Source organism: Sulfitobacter sediminis, assembly GCF_040811725.1.
Lineage (GTDB): Bacteria > Pseudomonadota > Alphaproteobacteria > Rhodobacterales > Rhodobacteraceae > Sulfitobacter > Sulfitobacter sediminis.
The window spans coordinates 95000-114358 of the sequence record NZ_JBFNXX010000002.1 but is presented as its reverse complement, the minus strand read 5'-3'; the positions used below and the strand labels follow the sequence as shown (position 1 = coordinate 114358).

20 protein-coding genes are annotated in these 19359 nt (G+C 63.5%); 12 read left to right on the top strand and 8 right to left on the bottom strand.

Annotated features, from left to right (window positions below):
- Positions 1-170: 170 nt before the first annotated feature.
- The 6 genes from lpdA to AB2B41_RS03085 form a co-directional block, all read right to left on the bottom strand.
- On the bottom strand, positions 171-1565 hold the full coding sequence (lpdA, locus tag AB2B41_RS03110; protein ID WP_367876282.1) for a dihydrolipoyl dehydrogenase: 1395 nt from the start codon (positions 1563-1565) through the stop codon (positions 171-173).
- Between the two features lie 92 nt (positions 1566-1657).
- Positions 1658-1858: a hypothetical protein gene (locus AB2B41_RS03105; protein WP_367876281.1), complete on the bottom strand. Its 201-nt coding sequence runs from the start codon at positions 1856-1858 to the stop codon at positions 1658-1660.
- Positions 1859-1915: 57 nt separating this feature from the next.
- Positions 1916-2503, bottom strand: a complete 588-nt coding sequence (locus tag AB2B41_RS03100) for a DUF924 family protein (protein WP_367876280.1) — start codon at positions 2501-2503, stop codon at positions 1916-1918.
- Between the two features lie 104 nt (positions 2504-2607).
- On the bottom strand, positions 2608-3867 hold the full coding sequence (locus tag AB2B41_RS03095) for an MFS transporter (protein WP_367876279.1): 1260 nt from the start codon (positions 3865-3867) through the stop codon (positions 2608-2610).
- Between the two features lie 88 nt (positions 3868-3955).
- Positions 3956-5014 (bottom strand): tRNA preQ1(34) S-adenosylmethionine ribosyltransferase-isomerase QueA, encoded by a 1059-nt coding sequence (queA, locus tag AB2B41_RS03090; protein WP_367876278.1) that lies wholly within the window; start codon positions 5012-5014, stop codon positions 3956-3958.
- 10 nt (positions 5015-5024) lie between these two features.
- Complete coding sequence (locus AB2B41_RS03085) at positions 5025-8417, bottom strand: YhdP family protein (protein ID WP_367876277.1); 3393 nt, start codon at positions 8415-8417, stop codon at positions 5025-5027.
- 96 nt (positions 8418-8513) lie between these two features.
- Between AB2B41_RS03085 and AB2B41_RS03080 the strand changes: the two genes are divergently transcribed.
- The 9 genes from AB2B41_RS03080 to AB2B41_RS03040 all read left to right on the top strand — a co-directional run bounded on the left by AB2B41_RS03080 (position 8514) and on the right by AB2B41_RS03040 (position 15237).
- The gene (locus AB2B41_RS03080; protein WP_367876276.1) at positions 8514-8975 is read left to right on the top strand and encodes a peroxiredoxin; all 462 of its coding nucleotides are present in this window, start codon (positions 8514-8516) and stop codon (positions 8973-8975) included.
- A complete protein-coding gene (locus tag AB2B41_RS03075; protein WP_367876275.1) occupies positions 8972-9778 on the top strand; it encodes a ferritin-like domain-containing protein in 807 nt (268 codons plus the stop codon). Before AB2B41_RS03080 ends, AB2B41_RS03075 begins: the two co-directional genes overlap by 4 nt.
- Before the next feature lie 90 nt (positions 9779-9868).
- Entirely contained in the window at positions 9869-10249 is a 381-nt protein-coding gene (locus tag AB2B41_RS03070; RefSeq protein ID WP_367876274.1) for a hypothetical protein, read from the top strand.
- The gene (locus AB2B41_RS03065; RefSeq protein WP_367876273.1) at positions 10246-10788 is read left to right on the top strand and encodes a hypothetical protein; all 543 of its coding nucleotides are present in this window, start codon (positions 10246-10248) and stop codon (positions 10786-10788) included. The genes AB2B41_RS03070 and AB2B41_RS03065 overlap by 4 nt, the downstream gene beginning before the upstream one ends.
- On the top strand, positions 10785-11672 hold the full coding sequence (gene sigJ, locus AB2B41_RS03060) for an RNA polymerase sigma factor SigJ (protein ID WP_367876272.1): 888 nt from the start codon (positions 10785-10787) through the stop codon (positions 11670-11672). Before AB2B41_RS03065 ends, sigJ begins: the two co-directional genes overlap by 4 nt.
- Before the next feature lie 252 nt (positions 11673-11924).
- Complete coding sequence (locus tag AB2B41_RS03055; protein ID WP_367876271.1) at positions 11925-13253, top strand: DUF5930 domain-containing protein; 1329 nt, start codon at positions 11925-11927, stop codon at positions 13251-13253.
- Entirely contained in the window at positions 13243-13758 is a 516-nt protein-coding gene (locus tag AB2B41_RS03050) for a bactofilin family protein (protein WP_367876270.1), read from the top strand. The genes AB2B41_RS03055 and AB2B41_RS03050 overlap by 11 nt, the downstream gene beginning before the upstream one ends.
- Before the next feature lie 11 nt (positions 13759-13769).
- A complete protein-coding gene (locus tag AB2B41_RS03045) occupies positions 13770-14561 on the top strand; it encodes an MFS transporter (RefSeq protein WP_367876269.1) in 792 nt (263 codons plus the stop codon).
- Positions 14562-14580: 19 nt separating this feature from the next.
- A complete protein-coding gene (locus tag AB2B41_RS03040; protein WP_367876268.1) occupies positions 14581-15237 on the top strand; it encodes an MFS transporter in 657 nt (218 codons plus the stop codon).
- Positions 15238-15393: 156 nt separating this feature from the next.
- Here AB2B41_RS03040 and AB2B41_RS03035 read toward each other — a convergent pair whose 3' ends face one another.
- A complete protein-coding gene (locus tag AB2B41_RS03035) occupies positions 15394-15948 on the bottom strand; it encodes a peptidylprolyl isomerase (protein ID WP_367876267.1) in 555 nt (184 codons plus the stop codon).
- On the bottom strand, positions 15941-16447 hold the full coding sequence (locus tag AB2B41_RS03030; protein WP_367876266.1) for a peptidylprolyl isomerase: 507 nt from the start codon (positions 16445-16447) through the stop codon (positions 15941-15943). Before AB2B41_RS03030 ends, AB2B41_RS03035 begins: the two co-directional genes overlap by 8 nt.
- Positions 16448-16570: 123 nt before the next feature.
- On the opposite strand from AB2B41_RS03030, the gene AB2B41_RS03025 reads away from it, so the two are divergent.
- The 3 genes from AB2B41_RS03025 (at position 16571) to pdhA (ending at position 19357) form a co-directional block, all read left to right on the top strand.
- Positions 16571-17773, top strand: a complete 1203-nt coding sequence (locus AB2B41_RS03025) for a phosphoglycerate kinase (RefSeq protein ID WP_367876265.1) — start codon at positions 16571-16573, stop codon at positions 17771-17773.
- Positions 17774-17907: 134 nt separating this feature from the next.
- The gene (locus AB2B41_RS03020) at positions 17908-18207 is read left to right on the top strand and encodes an FtsB family cell division protein (RefSeq protein WP_367876264.1); all 300 of its coding nucleotides are present in this window, start codon (positions 17908-17910) and stop codon (positions 18205-18207) included.
- A 139-nt stretch (positions 18208-18346) separates the two neighbouring features.
- Complete coding sequence (gene pdhA / locus AB2B41_RS03015) at positions 18347-19357, top strand: pyruvate dehydrogenase (acetyl-transferring) E1 component subunit alpha (protein WP_367876263.1); 1011 nt, start codon at positions 18347-18349, stop codon at positions 19355-19357.
- Positions 19358-19359 lie beyond the last annotated feature (2 nt).

Here is a 19359-nt window from a genome sequence, read left to right as displayed (position 1 = left end):
AGAACCATGGAAAGAGGTCGTTCAGGACGCACCGCGCCCTGAACACCTTCTCAGCAGATACGAAAACCTCTGAACACGAACAACGATAGGCACCGGGGCTCACGCCGCAGCCCGCGCCAGGGATGTCGTCGCGCGTCAGCGCGTCCTATGGATCACGTCCGGGCCAGAGATCACATGTGGATGACGCGCCCGTAGGCATCCAGCACCGCCTCATGCATCATCTCGCTGAGCGTCGGATGCGGGAAGACGGTGTTCATCAGGTCCTCTTCGGTGGTCTCCAGCTGGCGGCCCACCACATAGCCCTGAATGAGTTCCGTCACCTCGGCCCCGACCATATGCGCCCCGAGCAATTCGCCCGTTTTGGCGTCGAAGATCGTCTTGATCATCCCGTTCTCTTCGCCAAGTGCAATGGCCTTGCCGTTGCCGATGAAGGGGAAGCGGCCGACCTTGATATCGTAGCCAAGCTCTTTCGCCTTGGCCTCGGTATACCCGACCGACGCCACCTGCGGATGGCAGTAGGTGCAGCCCGCGATGGTCTCTGGCTTGACGGGATGCGCGTGTTTGCCGGCGATGATATCTGCGACCATCACCCCCTCGTGGCTTGCCTTGTGCGCAAGCCAAGGCGCGCCCGCGATATCCCCGATGGCATAGAGCCCCTCGACGCCGGTGCGGCAGAACTCGTCCGTGACGACATGGGTCCGGTCGATCTTGAGGCCGATCTCCTCGAGCCCGAGGTTCTCCACGTTGCCGACGATGCCCACGGCGGAAATCACGGTATCGAAGTCGTGCTTTTCGACCTTGCCGCCTGTCTCGATATGGGCCGTTACCTTGTCCTTGCCTCGATCCAGCTGCTTGACCATGGCTTTCTGCATGATCTTCATGCCCTGCTTTTCAAAGGACTTCTTGGCGAAGGCGCTGATCTCGGCGTCCTCGACCGGCAGAACGCGGTCCATCACCTCGACGACGGTCGTATCGGCACCAAGGGTGTTGTAGAAACTGGCGAATTCGATGCCGATGGCGCCAGAGCCAATGACAAGGAGTTTCTTGGGCATATGCGCGGGCTGCAGCGCGTGCTTGTAGGTCCAGACCTGTTTGCCGTCGGCCTCCAGCCCCGGCAGTTCGCGGGCACGCGCGCCGGTGGCCAGGATAATGTTCTTGGCTGTCAGTTCTTCGCTGCCCTTGTCGGTCTTGACGCTGACCTTGCCCTTACCGGCAAGCTTGGCCTCGCCCATGACGACGGTGATCTTGTTCTTCTTCATCAGGTGGCCGATGCCGCCTGACAGTTGCCCGGCGACCTTGCGCGAGCGTTTGACCACCGCGTCGAGATCGTAGCCGATACCATCCGCCTTGAGGCCGAATTCCTTGGCCCGGTGCATCAGGTGGAACACCTCGGACGAGCGCAGCATCGCCTTGGTCGGGATACAGCCCCAGTTGAGGCAGATCCCGCCCAGATGCTCGCGTTCCACGATGGCGACGCTCAACCCATGCTGTGCGCCCCTGATGGCCGCGACATAACCTCCCGGCCCTGCGCCGATAACGACCAGATCAAAGGATTTTGCAGCCATGGAAAGCACCTCGCGGATGGGCGTTGGAAAGATAGTTTACCATTAAACTACTTATCCAGACGCCACAACCGCGTGATTGCCGCAGTCGGCCCCTATTGGCGGTGCTTCTTCACGAGCCCCCAGGCAAGGCCCCCCGCGCCGGCCAGCATCAGGAAATAGGCCAACGGGGTCAGCCAGAGCAGCCCCTGTGCAGGCTGCACCTCGGGTGCCGGCCAAAGCTGTGTCAGGCTCAGCATGAGGGTGCCGGCCAGAATGATGGTCAGCGATGCGATTGCGATGATTGCGCTTTTCATGTCGTGTTTCTCCTGTCTGTTTGCAGGAGAAACGCGGGACTCTGGCCTTCGTTCCCGTCAGGCGGCCTTGGCATCCTGCTGCAAAGCGCGGACGGTCTCACCGTAGCCGCCGCCCGACATGAACGCCTTCTCACCTGGCGTATCGTTCCGCCCCAGCGCCGCGTTGCGATAGGGGAAACGGCCGAAGCGGCGGATCACCTCGCGGTGTGCGCGCGCGTGCAAAAGGTTGCTTTCACCGGTTTCGGGCATGCGCTCGCAGATCAGGCGCACGCTGCGGTCCTGATCGCAGAGGTTTTCGGAATGCATCAGCGGCAGGTAGAAGAATTGGCGCGCCGGTTCGTCGATGCGCAGGTCCCAGCTGCGTTCGACGGCAGATTTGGCCGCCGCGAGGGCCGCGCGGTCGGACACGAAGGCCTTCGCCTCGCCCCGGAACATGTTGCGCGGGAACTGGTCCATCAGGATGATGTAGGCCAGCGCACCTGAGGGATAGGTCAGCCAGAGCGAGAACTTGCCTTCGCTGGCCGCTTCCCATGTTCCCAAGAATGTGTCGCGGATCGTGGCGTCAAGCGTGTCGCTTGCCTCGTACCATCCCTTCGGACCGATCTCGTCGAGCCAGAATTCCAGTATCTCTTGCGGGCCTACCATGCTGCGTTCCTTTGGCCTGTCGTGGTCAACCTGTTTTGATCTAAGGGCAATTTCGCCAAACTGCCCATTCACGATTTGTATCAAAAGCGTCATGGTTGCGCAGATCACACACCCTTTGACGATTCCTGATCGGCTTCTATGGCGACTTCCTGGGCATATTCAACCGCCGTTGCGGTCGCCGTCGGGTAGATCGGCACATAGCTGCTCGTTTCATCGGCAGACCGGGCGGGACGCTGGGTTGCGCGGTAGATCGCGTAGACCATCAGCGCCCCGAAAAGGATCGCCGTATAGAGGTAGAAGGCCGGCGGCCCCATCTCGGTGCCCATCATCCAACCCACGACCACGGGTCCCATGACAGCGCCCAGCCCGTTGATGAAGATCAGGCCGCTGGAGGCCGCAGCCATGTCCTCATGCTCCAGAAAGTCGTTGGTGTGTGCGATAAGCAGTGAATAGAGCGGGTTCAGCATCCCGCCAAGGACGAAGGCCGCAATCAGCAAGACGGTGAAATCCGACCCGAGCAGGAAACCAAGAATGGAAGCCAGCACGCCGACAAAGCAGACCCCGATAACGAGTTGGCGTCTGTCCATGCGGTCCGACAGCCAGCCAATCGGGTATTGCAGTACGATGGCGCCGACAAAGAAGGCCGAAACAAAGATCGAAATCTGCGCCACGCTCAGCCCCGCTTCGGCGCCATAGACCGAGGACATGCCGAATTGCGCGGCAAAGATGCCGCCGACGATGGCCATCCCCACCGCACCAAGGGGCGAGAAATTGACAAGCTCCTTGAGGCTCATGGGCTTGGTGGTGTCGAAAGCGGGTGTGGGCGTGATGGACAGCAGAATGGGCGTGATGGCGACGCTCACCAGCACGGAGGGGATCACGAAGAGCACGAAACCCGACGGGTCCGCCGTCAGAAGAAGCGCCTGCGCAATCACGATGCCCAGCGTCTGCACGATCATGTAAAGCGACAGCGCCTGCCCCCGGTTGGAATTGTCGGCGGCGTTGTTGAGCCAGCTTTCCGCGACCACGTAGACCGCCGAGAAACAAAACCCGATGAGAACCCGGCCCAGCGACCAGACAATCGTGTTGGGAAACGTCGGGTACAGGATCATCACGGCCGAGATCAGCGAGGCAAGTGCCGCAAAGACCCGCACGTGGCCCACCCGCCGGATCATGCCGGGGGCGAGCCGCGAGCCGCCGAGGAAACCGACGAAGTAGGCCGACATGACAATGGACATCTCGAAGGTCGAGAAATCTTCGATGGCGCCACGGATACCCAGCAGCGTGCCCTGCATGCCGTTGCCGACCATCAGCAGGCCCATGCCCAGCAGGAGCGCCCATGCGCTTGAAAGGACTTGAATCATTGCGGCTGCTCCTTGGCCCGTCGCCTCTTCCCTGAACCTCTCTGGCCGGGACGTCAGGCTTCAAAACGACATTTATTGTCTCTGAAAGTCAGTTTTCGCCATCGGGTATCAGCAGCGACGCATCCCCGTAGGAAAAGAACCGGTATTCCTGCGCTATGGCATGCGCATAGACCTTCCTGATCCGCTCGGCCCCCATCAGGGCGGAGACCAGCATCATCAGCGTGGACCTGGGCAGGTGGAAATTGGTCATCAGGGCATCAGTGATCCGAAACTCGAAGCCCGGGGTGATAAAGATGTCCGTATCCCCCTCCCACGCCTTGATCCGGCCATCCCGGCCAGCCGTCTCGATCAGACGTAGGGCGGTTGTGCCGACAGGTATGACACGTCCACCCGCTGCCTTGGTTTCGGCGATCTCACGGGCGGCTGTCTCGCTCACCAGCCCCCACTCGGCGTGCATCTTGTGTTCCGTGATGTCGTCGACCTTGACCGGCAGGAAGGTGCCCGCCCCGACGTGCAGGGTCACATAGGTGAAGTTCACGCCCCTTTCAGCCAATGCCTTGAGCAGGGGTTCGTCGAAATGCAGCGAGGCCGTCGGAGCCGCGACCGCGCCTGCGTTCTTGGCCCAGACCGTCTGGTAGTCGGTCTTGTCGCGCGCATCCGCCTGCCGCTTGGCCGCGATGTAGGGGGGCAGCGGCATGGCGCCAACGGCATTGAGCGCCGCGTCGAAATCGTCGCCCGCGCAGTTGAAGCGCAGATGGCCCTGCCCGGCGTCAGCGCCTTCGAGCACCGCCATCAGGTCATCGCTGAAAACGATGGTCTCGCCTGTCTTGACCTTGCGGAGCGGTTTGATCAGCGCCGACCATGTCCCGTCGGGACGTGGTTCCAGCAGGGTGACCTCGATCTTCGCCTCGACCGGTCCCTGGGCGCTGTCGCGTCGGCGCAGGCCAAAAAGCCGCGCGGGGATCACGCGGGTGTCGTTCAGCACCAGCCGGTCTCCGGGGCGGAGCCAGTGCACCAGGTCTGTCACGTGCTGATCGTGGATCGCATCGCCCTCGGCCACCAATAGGCGCGCGGAAGAGCGCGGCACAGCGGGGCGGGTCGCGATCAGCCGCTCGGGCAGGTCGAAATCGAAATCGGACAGCTTCATGCGGCGCGCTTTAGCGCCCCTCGAAGGTGCGGGCAACGGGTCTTTGCGGTTCCGGCGTCGTGGGCGGCAGGGCACTTTCGGTCACGCCGTCGACCTCAGGCAATTCCGGCGGTGGAGCGCGGAAGATCTCGCGGAACATTGCCGGTGTCAGCGCGGAAAGCGGATTGACCGACACGTTCGGCGCACGCGCCGGACCGGTCAGGGAATAATTGAAACCGATGAGCCCCTCGCCCTTGCGGGTGAAAAGCGCACCGATGGCATTGAGCAGGTACACAGGGCTGATCACCCCCTGCATGCGCATCTCCTGCGTATCCAGCCGGTAGGTACCGTCCATCGAGAGCCCCATCGAGGCCCCCACGGCGCTCGCCTCGGTCAGGGTGAGCAGATTGGGGGTGAGGCGGAAGGTGGCTTCGACATCGTTGAAATAGATGCCGTCGCCGTTGAGTTCATTGATGAGCCCCACGACGGAGATCGCATTGAGAAGCGCCGCGATGCCCGGTGCGTCGCGGATCGTGACACCGGTGACATTGAGCCGCCCGTCAAATGCCCCGCCGGTTCCAACCGGCAGCAGCACCAGAGACATGTCGCCGCCCGCCACCTGCCGCAGGAGCCCCGCCGCCCGCAAGATCGCCCCCGCATCGCCCGAGACAAGGCGCACCGCGCTGCGTCCGTCCTGCGGCACCACCCGCCCCTGCACGGGTGCGGCACCATTGAGCTGCGCCTCGAAAGCGCCGTCAAGGCCACCCGCCGTTGCGAAGCGACCCCGCATCCCGGTGAGCGCGATGGTATCCGTGATCAGCAGCCGGTCGAGGGCCACTTCCATGGGCGGCGCGCCGGGTGTCGGCGCGCTTCGCCCGAATTCCGCGCGTCGCAAATCGAGCTGCCCACCTCTGAGCACGACCTGCGCCGGACGCCCTGCCCCGCGACCCACAAGGTCGACCGCTCCGTCGAGCCAGTTGCCGACCTGCAAACTGTCAAAACGCAGCCTTTCGAGCGAGCGATCGGGATTGAGGCTGACGGTGCCGGCGGCGCTGAGGCCCGGCCCGGAAACCTCCAGCGCGTCGATCCGTGGCACCTCCCCGAGCACCCCTGCGATCCGCAGGCTTCCCGCGCGGTTCGCGGGCTTCGTCCAGCTCACCTGTGGAACGGTCAGGCGGATGCCGGTGAGATCGGAAGTGAGCTCGAAATCGGGTGGGCTTCCGCGCGCCAGTGTCACGTCGATTTCGCCCTGTCCCGCCCCCGAGACGGTTCCGGGCGGCAGCGCCACGCCGAAGGTGTCGAGCGTCTCTTCACTGAGCGCGAAGGTGCCGGTCAACCTGCCGGGGTCGGCCCCCGGACCGATCGGCTGGTCGAAACGGATATCGAATGGCACCCCGTCAATGCGTCCCGCCCCCGAGATGGAAAGCGCCGTGTTCTCGGCAGCAAGGGTCAGGCGGTCGGAAGTGATTGTGCGGTTCCTAACCAGGACATCGGATTGCACCGAGGTCAACATGCCCTGCGCGTGATATTGCACCTTCGGTGGCGTGCGCGGCTTCATCAGGAAGGCAAGTGTCGCGCTGACTGCTGCGCGGCCGTCGGCGAGGGCCACCGGCAGCGTTGCCTTGTCCATGGCCGAAAGCGGCGGCAGGTTCAGGAGCGACAGGGTCGCGGTGATGCTGGAATGCGCCTCCAACCGAACGACGGCGGGGGTGCCGTCGTCGCCCCTGGCGGTGACATCGGGGATGATGAAGGAGGTGCCCGCCATGGCGATGGTCCCGCCCTCCGGCGGTGTCATCCGCCCCGCGTCGAGCGACACGACGAGCCGATCCTCGGCCAGGCTGAAATGACCTTTGCCCTCGGTGACCGGCGGCAGGCTCCGGGCCACCTTGACCGTCGCCCGGTCGTAGTCGAAGGCGAGATAGTTCTGCGGCGCCTCGCCTGGCGCACGGCGCAGTGCCACATCTATGTTGCTGATCTCCCCCTCGCGCAGATTGGCGGCCAGCCAGCGGCGCGTGTTTTGCGCAAAGGCCTCGGGCCAGAGCGTGAGCAAACGATCGGGAGCCAGCGCGTCCATCCGTCCGTCGAGGGACAGCCGCCACCCCTCCGGATCGGCAACAACGCCCCCGCTGAGCTGAAGGTTCTGGCCCTGGTCCCGGACCAGCGCGCGACCGAGGGTGATGCGGAAGGGATCGAGTTGCATCCGGACATCGGCGTCCACGGCAGCGATCTGAACGGGTGCGTCGTAGAGGTCGGCGGGATTGGCGGAGAGGTTCTCGAGCCTGATCTGGGCCACGAGATCGCGCAGCCTGCCCGTCGCGTCGTCGATGCCGAGCACGGCTGTACCTGTGGCAAGCCCGGTGATCCACTTGCTGCGCACCGACAGTTCGTCGAACCGCAACAGCCGTTCTTCCGGGGTATAGGTGAAATAGCTGCGCGCACCGTCGAAGGGTATCGGCCTGGTGCCGGGATTGGGCTGCACCGCGCCCGCGCCGATCTGAAGCGTCGCCGCAAGCGGCTCGAACCGCCCTTCCTCGGTCAATCCCGAGCGGACCGAGCCCGAGATCGGCGCCTGCAGCACCCCGAGCCAGGCGAATGCAGGCCCCTGTGCGGCGATATCACCGGCCGCGACATCGTTGAAGCTGACCCCGAAGGTGGCCGCGGTCTCCCCGATGCGGCTGTTGTAGTTGGCTGAAAGCGTTGTTGCCTCCGCGCCGCCGCTGAGCACCGCGAGATCGGCACCGATTGTCAGGTCCTGCCCCTCCCGGTTCAGCCGCAGCCTGCCGCCGTCCACAGTCCAGGCGCGGGCCGAGGCGGCGTCTTCGAAACGCAGCGTGAGTGCACGCAGATCGACGTTTCGCAGCGACCGGAGGGCTGGCGTCTCGAGCAGCTCGTCCACCTGGCCGATCAATTGGGGCAGCGTGGCCGCCTGCCGCTGGGGGGCTACCCCGCCAATTCCCGCCTGCAGCGCGACACTGCCGTCCGCCGCGCGGCTGAGTTTCGCGAAAATGCCCGAGAGCGCGATTTCGCGCGGCTGGATTTGGCCGTCGAGCAGGGGTTTCGCCGCAAAAAGCGCCTCGACGGCGTTGAACCTCGCGATCTCGGCGCCATCCGCCGCGCTCAGGGCGACGTTGCGCAACTGGATGCGCGGGCGCCAGTTCTCGTCCATGACAAAGCTCATGTCGCCGAAGTCGACGCGCGATTCTGGCATAACCTCGGCCAGACGTCGCGAGATCATCTCTTGCGCCCAGTCAGGCGCTGTCAGCGGGTAACGCTTGAGATAGAATACCGTGCCCCCCACAAACAGCACCGTAACCGTCGTCAGCGCCAGCGCCGCATTGAGCATCCATGCAACGCCCTTGCCCAGGGCGCGTCCATGCTTCTTTCGTCGCGATATCTTGGGTTTCTCTGCCGGGGCTTTGCTCATTATCCGTCCGGGTGCGATTGCGGGCTTGGCGCGGGCCCTTGCCGGGCTAATATGACAGCCCGTAACGGACCTTCCAAGTGAAAGACATCTCGAACCATGCCTGATATCTCAGATACCGCACCAGACTTTACCCTCCCCGTGACAGGCGGTGGCGACATTACGCTGAGCGCGCTGAAGGGGACGCCGGTTGTGCTTTTCTTCTATCCGCGCGACGACACGCCCGGCTGCACCAAGGAAAGCATCGGTTTCTCCGAAAGCCTGAAGGATTTCGAGGCGGCGGGGGCCAAAGTCTTTGGCATCTCGCGCGATACGATGGCCAAGCATGACAAGTTCATCGCCAAGCATGATCTGACCGTGCCGCTCTTGTCGGACGAAGGCGGCGAGGTGACGGAAGCCTACGGCGTCTGGGTTGAGAAAAGCATGTACGGCAAGAAATCGATGGGCATCGAACGTTCGACTTTTATGATCGGTGCCGATGGCAAGATCGCGCAGGTCTGGCGCAAGGTGAAGGTGCCCGGCCACGTCGAGGAGGTGCTCGAGGCCGTCCGCGCGCTGTGAAACCGCTTGCCGAAATGGCCGAGGCGGTTCTGCGCTGCGCGGACGGGCGGCAGAAAACGGCGCTGTCGCGCGGCTTTGCCGCCGACTGGCAGGCAGCGCGGGCGCGCGGTGAGACGCCCGAAATTGGCCGCGCCGAACCGCCGCTCCACCCCGCCCGTCCAGAGAAGCCGGAGTTGCTGAGCCCGCGCGACGTCCCGCGGCGCAGGCCCGGCACGGTCGAGGGACGCATCGCGCTTTTGCACGCGGTCGCGCATATCGAGCTGAACGCGGTCGACCTGCATTGGGACGTGATCGCACGCTACACCGACACGCCGATGCCGATGGGTTTCTACGACGACTGGGTGAAAGCTGCTGACGAGGAATCAAAGCACTTTAACTTGATGTGCGATTGCCTGGAGGAGATGGGCAGCCACTATGGCGCGCTTCCGGCCCACGCAGGCATGTGGCGCGCAGCCGAGGATACCGTGGATGACCTGATGGGCCGTCTTGCCGTGGTGCCCATGGTGCTGGAGGCGCGCGGGCTCGACGTGACGCCGGGCATGATCGAGATATTCCGCAAGGCCAAGGCCGACAGCGCCGTCGCAGCACTGGAGATCATATATGCCGAGGAAGTCGCCCATGTCGCCTATGGCAGCAAGTGGTTTCATTTCCTTTGTGGCCGGCATGAGCTGGACCCAAAGGACGAATTCCATCGACTGGTGCGAATGTATTTCCACGGCGATCTGAAACCGCCTTTCAACGAGGAAAAACGGGCCGAGGCAGGTATTCCGCCCGATTTCTACTGGCCCCTCACCGCGCAGTAGCGCACCTGGCGCATATTTTCTCCGCGCCAGATGTCACAAACCGCCGTGCCGATCCGTCACTCCTTCATGACAACACTCATGGAGGCGAAAATGAACCGGATCATCCTTGTAGGCGTCGGCGGATACGCCCTATTCAACGCTGCATTCATGCTCTTGGCACCGCAGCTTTGGTACGCGGAAGTCCCGGGTGTCGCGGCGACCGGTCCGCTGAATCTGCATTTTGCAACGGACGTCGCGCTGGCCTTTTTGTCGAGCGGCTTGGCCCTTGTCTGGGCAGGCGTGAAGGTGGATTTCTCCGCTGCTGTTTTCGGCTCGTGCTGGCTGATGCTGCACGCGCTCTTTCACGTCTCAATCTGGGTGCAGCGCGGCTTTCCGGCCGACTTTGTGGCTGTCGCCAACCTTCTCGGCATCCAGTTGCCCGCCATGTTGGCAGCCGGAGCCACCCTGCGGACACGGGAGGACAAGCGATGATCGCCAGACTTCTTCGCCGCAGCGTGCGGCGCTTTGCGGCGCGCCATGATTATGATGCCAGCTACATGCTTCACGTCGTCGACACATCGACCTCCGCCGGGGTGCGGCTGGCGGCGCTTCCGTTCTTCACGCAATTCACCGGCCCCCGTGGGTCGGGCGGAGTCTGGGCCGGCGCCGTGCTGGCCTCGACGCTTGAGGGCGATTGCGGACCTTGCGTTCAACTTGTGCTGGACATGGCAATCGAGAAAGGCGTGCCTGCAGACCTCCTGGCGCTCTGCATCGAAGGCCGCGCCAAAGAGGCGGGCGAGGTTGGCCTTGGCTTTCGCTTTGCAGAGGCCGCGATTGCGGATGCCCCGGAACTCGACACGCTCAGGGCCGAGATCGAGGCACGGCACGGAGCCGAGGCCGTCGTCGCCGCTTCTTTTGCCTCGGCTGGCGGGCGCATCTATCCGGTGATGAAACGGGGCTTGGGTTTCGGCAAGAGCTGCCGCAGGCTGCGCATCGGGGAGCGGGAAATCGGCGTGGTTCGGCAGGCATGAACGCGATGACGGATATCTTCGAGGCAGAGCGCGGTAGCCTTGCCGCGCTTTGCTACCGGATGCTGGGCGAGCGGGCGGCGGCGGAGGATGCCGTGCAGGATACCTGGCTGAAATGGGCCGAGGCCGATCGTACGGCGATCCGAACGCCCGCCGCATGGCTCCGCCGGGTCGCCACCAACATCGCCATTGACACGCTGCGCAGCGCGCGGGCGCGGCGCGAGCACTACGTGGGGCCCTGGCTGCCCGAACCGCTGATGCGGCTCGAGGACGAAGAAGTGGCTCCCCATTTCGAGCTTGCCCAGGAGTGCGAGCTGGCCTTGCTTTGGGCCATGGAACGGCTGAGCCCACGCGAGCGCGCGGCTTTCATCCTGCGCGAGGCCTTCGACGCGGGCTATGCCGAGATTGCGGAAGCGCTCTCCACGACCGAGGCCGCCTGCCGCCAGATGGTCAGCCGTTCCCAGAAAAAGCTGCAGGACTCTGGCCCGAGGTTCGACGCCAGCGCCGAGGAAGTCGCAGCGCTGACAGCGCGCTTTTTCGAGGCCGCCATGGCCGATGATTTCGACACCGCGCTCAGCCTGCTGACGCCGCACAGCATCGCCATATCCGATGGCGGGGCGAACCGGCGCGCCGCGCGGCGTCCCCTCGTCGGCGGGGCGGAGATCGTACAGGTATTCCGAGCGCTGCATGAGAAGGCCAAGGTCCAGGGCGGCTGGCAGTTGCGCAGGGTGGTGGCCAACGGCAAACCCGCCCTTGCCCGGTACCGCGAGGGGCTGCTCGATTCCCTTGTATCGCTTGCCCCGGACAACGAGGGCCGGATCGGCTGGTTCTACGTCATGACGAACCCCGAGAAACTGGGCAATCGCGCCCCGGCCGCGCACAGCTGACCGCCTGAACACCAAAGTCTTGAGCGGCATTTCGCCGGCTCGGCGGGCCATCGCCTATTGGGTGTAGCGTGACCTACGCTACCCAACCCACTGGTATCGGCGGATTTTCGCCCATCTGCACCAATCCGCCCATCTGACGTAGGGGCAGAGCCCAACTTGCTTGCCCCACTGGGTCCCGTTGGGTAAGGAAACCTAACCAAAATGTGCCGATGCACAGGGCACAGGTAACGGGACGGTAAAGAGGTAGACGACGTGCGTACAAGGCTCGCCATCAAGATTCACTCGACTCTCGAGCATTATTTTCCCGAACGCCGCGTCTTTCTGAAATCCGACAACGACACTCGTTTCATCCGACTGCGCCCCGGCACGCAGATCCTTGCCTTCACCGGCAGCGCGCTGGTCGTGGCCTGGGCCATCGTGGCCACGGCGATCATCCTCATGGACAGCATCGGCTCGGGCAATTTCCGTGAGCAGGCCAAGCGCGACCAGCGGACCTATCAGGCACGGCTGAACGATCTTTCCGCGCAACGCGACCAGCGCGCCGAAGAAGCACTTGCCGCGCAGGAGCGTTTCAACGCGGCACTGGCGCAGATCTCCGTGATGCAGTCTGAATTGCTGCAGTCCGAAACACGCCGCCGCGAGCTTGAGACAGGCATCGACGTTGTCCAGAACACGCTTCGCTCGACCATGAAAGAGCGCGAGCAGGCCCGCCAGCGTCTTGCCGCGCTGGAAGGCGAGATCGAGAACGGCAGTGGCGGCCTGGCGCAGACCGCGGCCAATTCCGCGCCCATCGACTTTCTTGCCGAGGCGCTTGAGCGTACCGCCGAGGAGCGCGACAAGGTGGTTGCCGATGCGCAGGATGCGCTTCTTGAAGCGGATCGTCTGAGCCATGAAATCGCGCTGATGCGCGACCAGAACGACGCGATCTTCCGCCAGCTCGAAGAGGCGATGACCGTGTCGGTCGCGCCGCTCGACAAGATGTTCCGCAGCGCGGGGATGCCGACAGACCGCATCCTGGAGACCGTGCGCCGCGGCTACTCCGGCCAGGGCGGGCCGCTGACGCCGCTCAGCTTCTCCACCCGCGGGGAAGAGCTTAGCCCAGACACGCTGCGCGCCAATCGTCTGCTGAACCAGATGGACCGGTTGAACCTGTACCGCATCGCCGCCGAGAAGGCGCCCTTCGCGAATCCGGTCAAAAGCGCCTTCCGCTTTACCAGCCAGTTCGGCTATCGCCGCGACCCCAAGACAGGCGGTCGTCGGATGCATTCGGGTGTCGATTTCGCGGCCGGATTGGGCACGCCGCTCTACGCCACCGCAGACGGTGTTGTGACCCATGCGGGCTGGCAATCAGGATATGGTAGGCTGGTCAAAATCCAGCATGAATTCGGGATCGAAACCCGCTATGCGCACCTTTCAAAACTTCGCGTGAAAGTGGGTCAAAGGGTCTCGCGCGGGCAGAGAATAGGTGATATGGGAGCCTCTGGACGAGTAACCGGCGTGCATCTGCACTACGAAGTGCGTGTAGGTGGCAGAGCTGTGAACCCGATGATCTATATCAAGGCAGCAAACGATGTTTTCTAAAAGCAAAATCAACGATCCCGCCCCTTCCAAGGACAGCGACAGCGCGTCCAAGCCTGCGCTTTCCGGCACTTCTGCGCCTCAGACGTCTTCCCAGAGCAGCCCCAGCGAATTCAAGGCCAGCGCGCCCAAGGCCAAGCCGCCCGCCTCGCTGCTTTCCGCCGATCTGCACGTGACCGGCAACATGAAGACCACCGGCGACATCCAGGTCGAAGGCACGGTCGAGGGTGACATTCGTGCCCACCTGCTGACCATCGGCGAAAGCGCCACGATCAAGGGAGAAGTCGTCGCCGATGACGTGGTGATCAACGGCCGTATCGTGGGCCGCGTGCGTGGCCTCAAGGTGCGCCTGACCTCGACCGCAAGGGTTGAGGGCGACATTATCCACAAGACCATCGCAATCGAAAGCGGTGCGCACTTCGAAGGCTCCGTTCAGCGTCAGGATGACCCGCTGAACCCCGGTGCGAAATCCGCCCCCGCCGCAAAGGCGAATCCTGCGGCTGAGTAAAGGGATCCGACATGACGGACGTACAGGCGTCGCAGGCCCCTGCGGCGCCTGTTTTCGTTGAAGGCTTCTGCCGTCCGGAGGCGCGCAAATACGTCCTGATCGCGGCCATCCTCGCCTCTGCCATGGGGTTTATCGATGGATTCATCATTTCGCTGGCGCTGCCCGCGATGCGTCAGTCGCTGGACGCAACGCTGATCGAGGCACAGTGGTTTCACAATGCCTACATGCTGACCCTTTCGGCGCTGATCCTTGTGGGCGGGGCGGTCGGCGACCGCTTCGGTCTGGCCCGGGCGTTCAGCGCCGGCATTGCCGCTTTCGTGGCGGCCTCGCTTCTCTGCGCGATTGCGCCTGATCCGACATTCATGATCGCTGCCCGCGCCCTTCAGGGTGTCGGGGCGGCACTGATGATACCGGGATCGCTTGCCATCATCACCCGGGCCTATCCGCGTGAAGAGCGCGGCTGGGCCATCGGGTTCTGGGCGGCGGCGTCGTCCGTGACGACGGCGCTTGGCCCGGTTGTGGGCGGGCTCGCGCTGACCCTTGGCGGTCCGGAGGCCTGGCGCTGGGTTTTTGCCATCAACCTGCCCCTTGGCGCGGTGACGATCTGGATAATCTGGGCGAAAGTGGGGGCTGATCCCGTTCGCGGCGGCGCGCGGCTGGACTGGCCCGGCGCGCTTCTTGCCACGCTGGGGCTTTTCGCCCTGGCCTGGGGGGCTGACGACGGCAGGTCATGGCGGGGGTTGGGCCACCGCCCTGTGGCTATCGGCAGCGCTGGTGCTGATTTGCCTTTTCATCTGGGCTGAAAGCAACAGCCCCGCGCCGATGATGCCACTGAACCTGTTCACCAGCGCGACCTTCTCGGGCGCGAACCTCCTGGCCTTCTTCATATACGGGGCGATGGGGATTATGTTCTTCTTCATGCCGATCATCTTTATCGCCGGGTGGGACAGGCACGAGATTTCCGTCAGTGTCGTCTTTGCCCCGATGGCTTTGTTCATGACCGTGTTTTCCACCCGCGCAGGTGCGCTTGCCGACCGGATTGGACCGGCACCGCTGCTGGCGGCGGGCAGCCTGATCACCGGGGCGGGATATCTGCTGATCGGTTTTTTCGCCGAAGCGCAACTGCTCTGTGCCCATATCCTGCCGAGCATGTGTTTGGTGGCATTCGGGATGTCGCTGGTCGTGGCGCCCCTGTCGACAGCCTTGATGGGGGCCGCCCCGGACGGTCTGTCCGGGATCGCTTCGGGGGTGAACAACGCGGTCAGCCGCACGGCGAGCCTGTTGGGCGTAGCCGCCGTGGGTGGCGTGGCGGCGACGGTCTACCTGCGCGCCGGTGGGGCTGCAAGCTTTGGCATTCCGAGCGATACGGAAGGCCATGCGGCGGCGATGAGCCAGTCCCTGACCGCGCTGGCCTATATCTCGGCCGGGCTCTGCCTGCTGAGTGCGGTGATCTCGCTGAACTTATTCAGACGAGGCTGAAGGCCAGGCATGCACGCTGGTTCCTGCGCGATGGCGGGATTTGAGCCCATGCCAAGTGTGGTCAGCGGAAGATGTGTCGGCCAGGTCGTGCTCGGAGAATGAAAAGGGCGCGCCTTTTGGCACGCCCTTTCTTGCCTAGTTGGTTTCGGCCCTGGCCTACTCCGTGACCGTCACGGTTTTCATCATATCCGGTTGCCCGATAACGGCGCCGTTTGGCCCCGTCCCGAGCTTGATGCTGTCCACAATGTCCTGCCCTTCGGTGACCCGTCCCACGACAGTGTATTGACCGTTCAGAAAATGGCCCGCGTCGAACATGATGAAGAACTGGCTGTTGGCGGAATTCGGGTTCTGAGCCCGTGCCATGCCAACCACGCCCTTGTCGAAGGGAATGTCAGAAAACTCGGCCGGAACGTCCGGCATGTCCGATCCGCCCATGCCCGCGCGGCGCATGTCGGCACCCTCCTTGCCGAACTCCACGTCGCCGGTCTGGGCCATGAAGCCTTCGATCACGCGATGAAACACCACGCCGTCATAGGCGCCCTGCCCGGCCAGCGTGGTGATACGCTCCACGTGCTGGGGCGCGACATCCTCGAAGAGGTCGATCTTGACGGTGCCGTTGGCCTCGCCCGCAACTTCGATCTCAAGCCCCGTGGCCAGAGCGGTCGTCCCGATGAGCGCAGCGCAAAGGCCCGCCGTGACTGCCTTATACATCTGCGGCCACCTTGACGCTGATCATCCGGTCCGGCTGGGCGGGCGGCTCACCGCGGGTGATCGCGTCCACATGTTCCATCCCCTCGATCACCTGACCGTAAACCGTGTACTGGCCGTTGAGGAAATCGTTGTCCTTGAAGTTGATGAAGAACTGGCTGTTGGCGCTGTCCGGGTTGGCCGAGCGCGCAGCCCCCAATGAGCCGCGCGCGTGCGGCACCTTGGAGAATTCGGCAGGAACGTTCCCCAGATCGGAGCCACCGGTCCCTGCCATGCGCAGGTTGAAGTCGTTCTCCATGTTGCCGTGCTCCACATCACCCGTCTGGGCCATGAAGCCGTCGATCACCCGGTGAAAGGCCACGTTGTCGTATTTGCCCGCGCGTGCCAGCTCCTTCATGCGCGCCACATGCTTGGGCGCCACGTCGGGCAGCAGCTGGATGGTGACGGTGCCGCCTTTGAGCTCCATCAGGATCGTGTTTTCGGGGTCTTTGATCTCGGCCATGCCGTGCTCCTCTGAACTTGTTTGCCTCTACCTAGGGGGGATGACCGCAATTGCCAAGCGCGCGGATTGACCATTCGCGCGAGATTCGCAAAACACTCAGCATCAAACGGGAAAGGATGCGGCATGGGCTGGAAATCGCTGGATGAGATGGAGCTGACTGGCAAGCGGGTACTGGTCCGCGTCGACATCAACGTCCCTGTCGAGAACGGCAAGGTCACCGACGCGACCCGGATCGAGCGGATCGTGCCCACGGTGCGCGACATTATCGCAAAGGGTGGCAAGCCTGTGCTGCTGGCGCATTTCGGACGGCCCAAGGGCAAGGTGAACCTCGACATGAGCCTCGATCAGGTTCTGCCTGCCCTGCGAACCGCCCTCGGTCTCAGGGTGGTGCTGGTCGAGACGCTGGAAGGGGCCGAGAACCTGACGGCAGAGGCACAATCGGCTGACGTGATCCTGCTCGAGAACATCCGCTTTTACCCCGGAGAGGAAGCAAATGATCCCGTCTTTGCCGCACGGCTTGCGGCGCTGGGGGATGTCTATTGCAACGACGCCTTTTCCGCAGCGCACCGCGCTCACGCCTCTACCGAAGGCGTTGCGCGACTGATGCCCTCATGTGCCGGACGGCTCATGCAGGCTGAGCTGAGTGCGCTCGAAGCGGCCTTGTCCAAGCCCGAAAGGCCAGTTGGGGCGGTGGTCGGCGGCGCCAAGGTATCGACCAAGATCGCACTGCTGGAGAACCTTGTGAACCGCCTCGATGTGCTGATCATCGGGGGTGGCATGGCGAACACCTTCCTTGGCGCGCAGGGCGCACAACTGGGCGCATCGCTCTCGGAACCCGATTTCTTTGAGACCGCCCGCGACATTCTTGCGCAAGCCGAAAAGGCCGGCTGCCGCGTCATCCTTCCGAAGGACGGTCTTGTCGCCAGGGAATTCGCGGCGGGGGCCGCACATGAAGTCGTCGCGCTGTCCTCCACCACGGTGCTGGAGAAGGATCAGATGGTGCTCGACGCCGGTCCCGAAACGATCACTGAAGTGCGCAGCGCCTTCGAGACGCTGAAAACACTGATCTGGAACGGCCCGATGGGCGCCTTCGAAATCGAACCCTTCGACACCGCAACGGTCGCTGCGGCCACGGACGCGGCGGCACGCACGCGGGCTGGCAAGCTGATCTCGGTCGCCGGTGGCGGCGACACGGTGGCAGCGCTGAACAGGGCCGGTGTGGCGGAGGATTTCTCCTATATCTCCACGGCGGGCGGCGCATTCCTGGAGTGGATGGAAGGCAAGGTGCTGCCGGGGGTTGCGGCGCTTGAAGGCAAGGCGGCCTGAGCTGTTGCGAAACTGCGCAAATGCAGGAAATCCCTGAGATTTTCTGAACCTCAGTGCTGAAAAGGGATTCACAGGGCGAATCGCCTGTGTCATAGTCCTGTTACGTCCAGCAAGAGACGATCTGAGGCAGAGACATGACCCGCACCGCACGCCCCGCTTTCGGCACGCTGTTCTTCTTCGCGATTGCCTTCGCGCTCAGTCTCTATTTTACCTTCGCCGCCGTTCAGGGCGACTTTGGCCTGTTCCGCCGGGCGGAGATCGTCGCGGAAAGCCAGGAGCTGCGCCGCCAGCTTGCCGCCGTGCGCGCCGATGTGGTGCGGATGGAGAACCTGACCAAGCGGATGTCGGACGACTACCTCGACCTCGATCTGCTGGACGAACAGGCCCGCCGGGTTCTGGGGATGGTCCGTACGGACGAGATTGTCATCCGCTAGTCCCGGGCACCTGCCTGACCACGGCCTGCTTCCCCTACGTACGGTTTGCCCCTACCCTTCCGTGACCGAATCCGGTAAGGGATAGTTTAACGCTAAACTATCTTGGCAAGAGATGACGCGCTGACGGAGGACAAGCCCCATGGCGGCAAGGAGAACCACCAAGAAACCCAATGTCTCGGCCGATGAGCTGAAGGCATATTACCGTGACATGCTGCTGATCCGGCGGTTCGAGGAGAAGGCCGGTCAGCTTTACGGCATGGGCCTGATCGGCGGCTTTTGCCACCTCTACATTGGGCAGGAAGCCGTCGTCGTCGGGCTTGAGGCCGCCGCCGAGGAAGGCGACAAGCGCATCACCTCCTACCGCGACCACGGTCACATGCTGGCCTGTGGCATGGACCCCAACGGCGTGATGGCCGAGCTGACGGGCCGCGAGGGCGGTTATTCCAAGGGCAAAGGCGGCTCCATGCACATGTTCTCGAAAGAGAAGCATTTTTACGGCGGCCACGGGATCGTGGCGGCTCAGGTGCCGCTGGGCGCGGGCCTCGCCTTTGCCGACAAGTATCAGGAAAACGGGCGCGTTACCTTCACCTATTTCGGGGATGGTGCCGCCAACCAGGGCCAGGTCTACGAGACGTTCAACATGGCCGCTCTCTGGAAACTGCCCTGTATCTTCGTGATCGAGAACAACCAGTATGCCATGGGCACCTCGCAGCAGCGGTCGACCTCATCGGCCGAGATATGGGAGCGCGGCAAGGCCTTCGGCATTCCGGGCGAAGCGGTCGACGGGATGGACGTGCTGGCGGTGAAGGCCGCTGGGGAAACCGCCGTGGCGCACTGCCGTTCGGGGAAAGGTCCTTACATCCTCGAGATCAAGACCTACCGCTACCGCGGCCATTCCATGTCCGACCCGGCTAAGTACCGCACCCGCGAGGAAGTGCAGAAGATGCGCGATGAGCGCGATCCCATCGAGGCGGTGCGCAACATGCTGCTGCAGGGCAAGCATGCGACCGAGGATGACCTCAAGGCCATCGACAAGGACATCAAGAAAATCGTCAACGAAAGCGCCGATTTCGCGAAAGACAGCCCCGAGCCGCCGCTCGAAGAGCTCTGGACCGATATCTACGCAACCGAAGTACCGCAGGAGGCCTGATC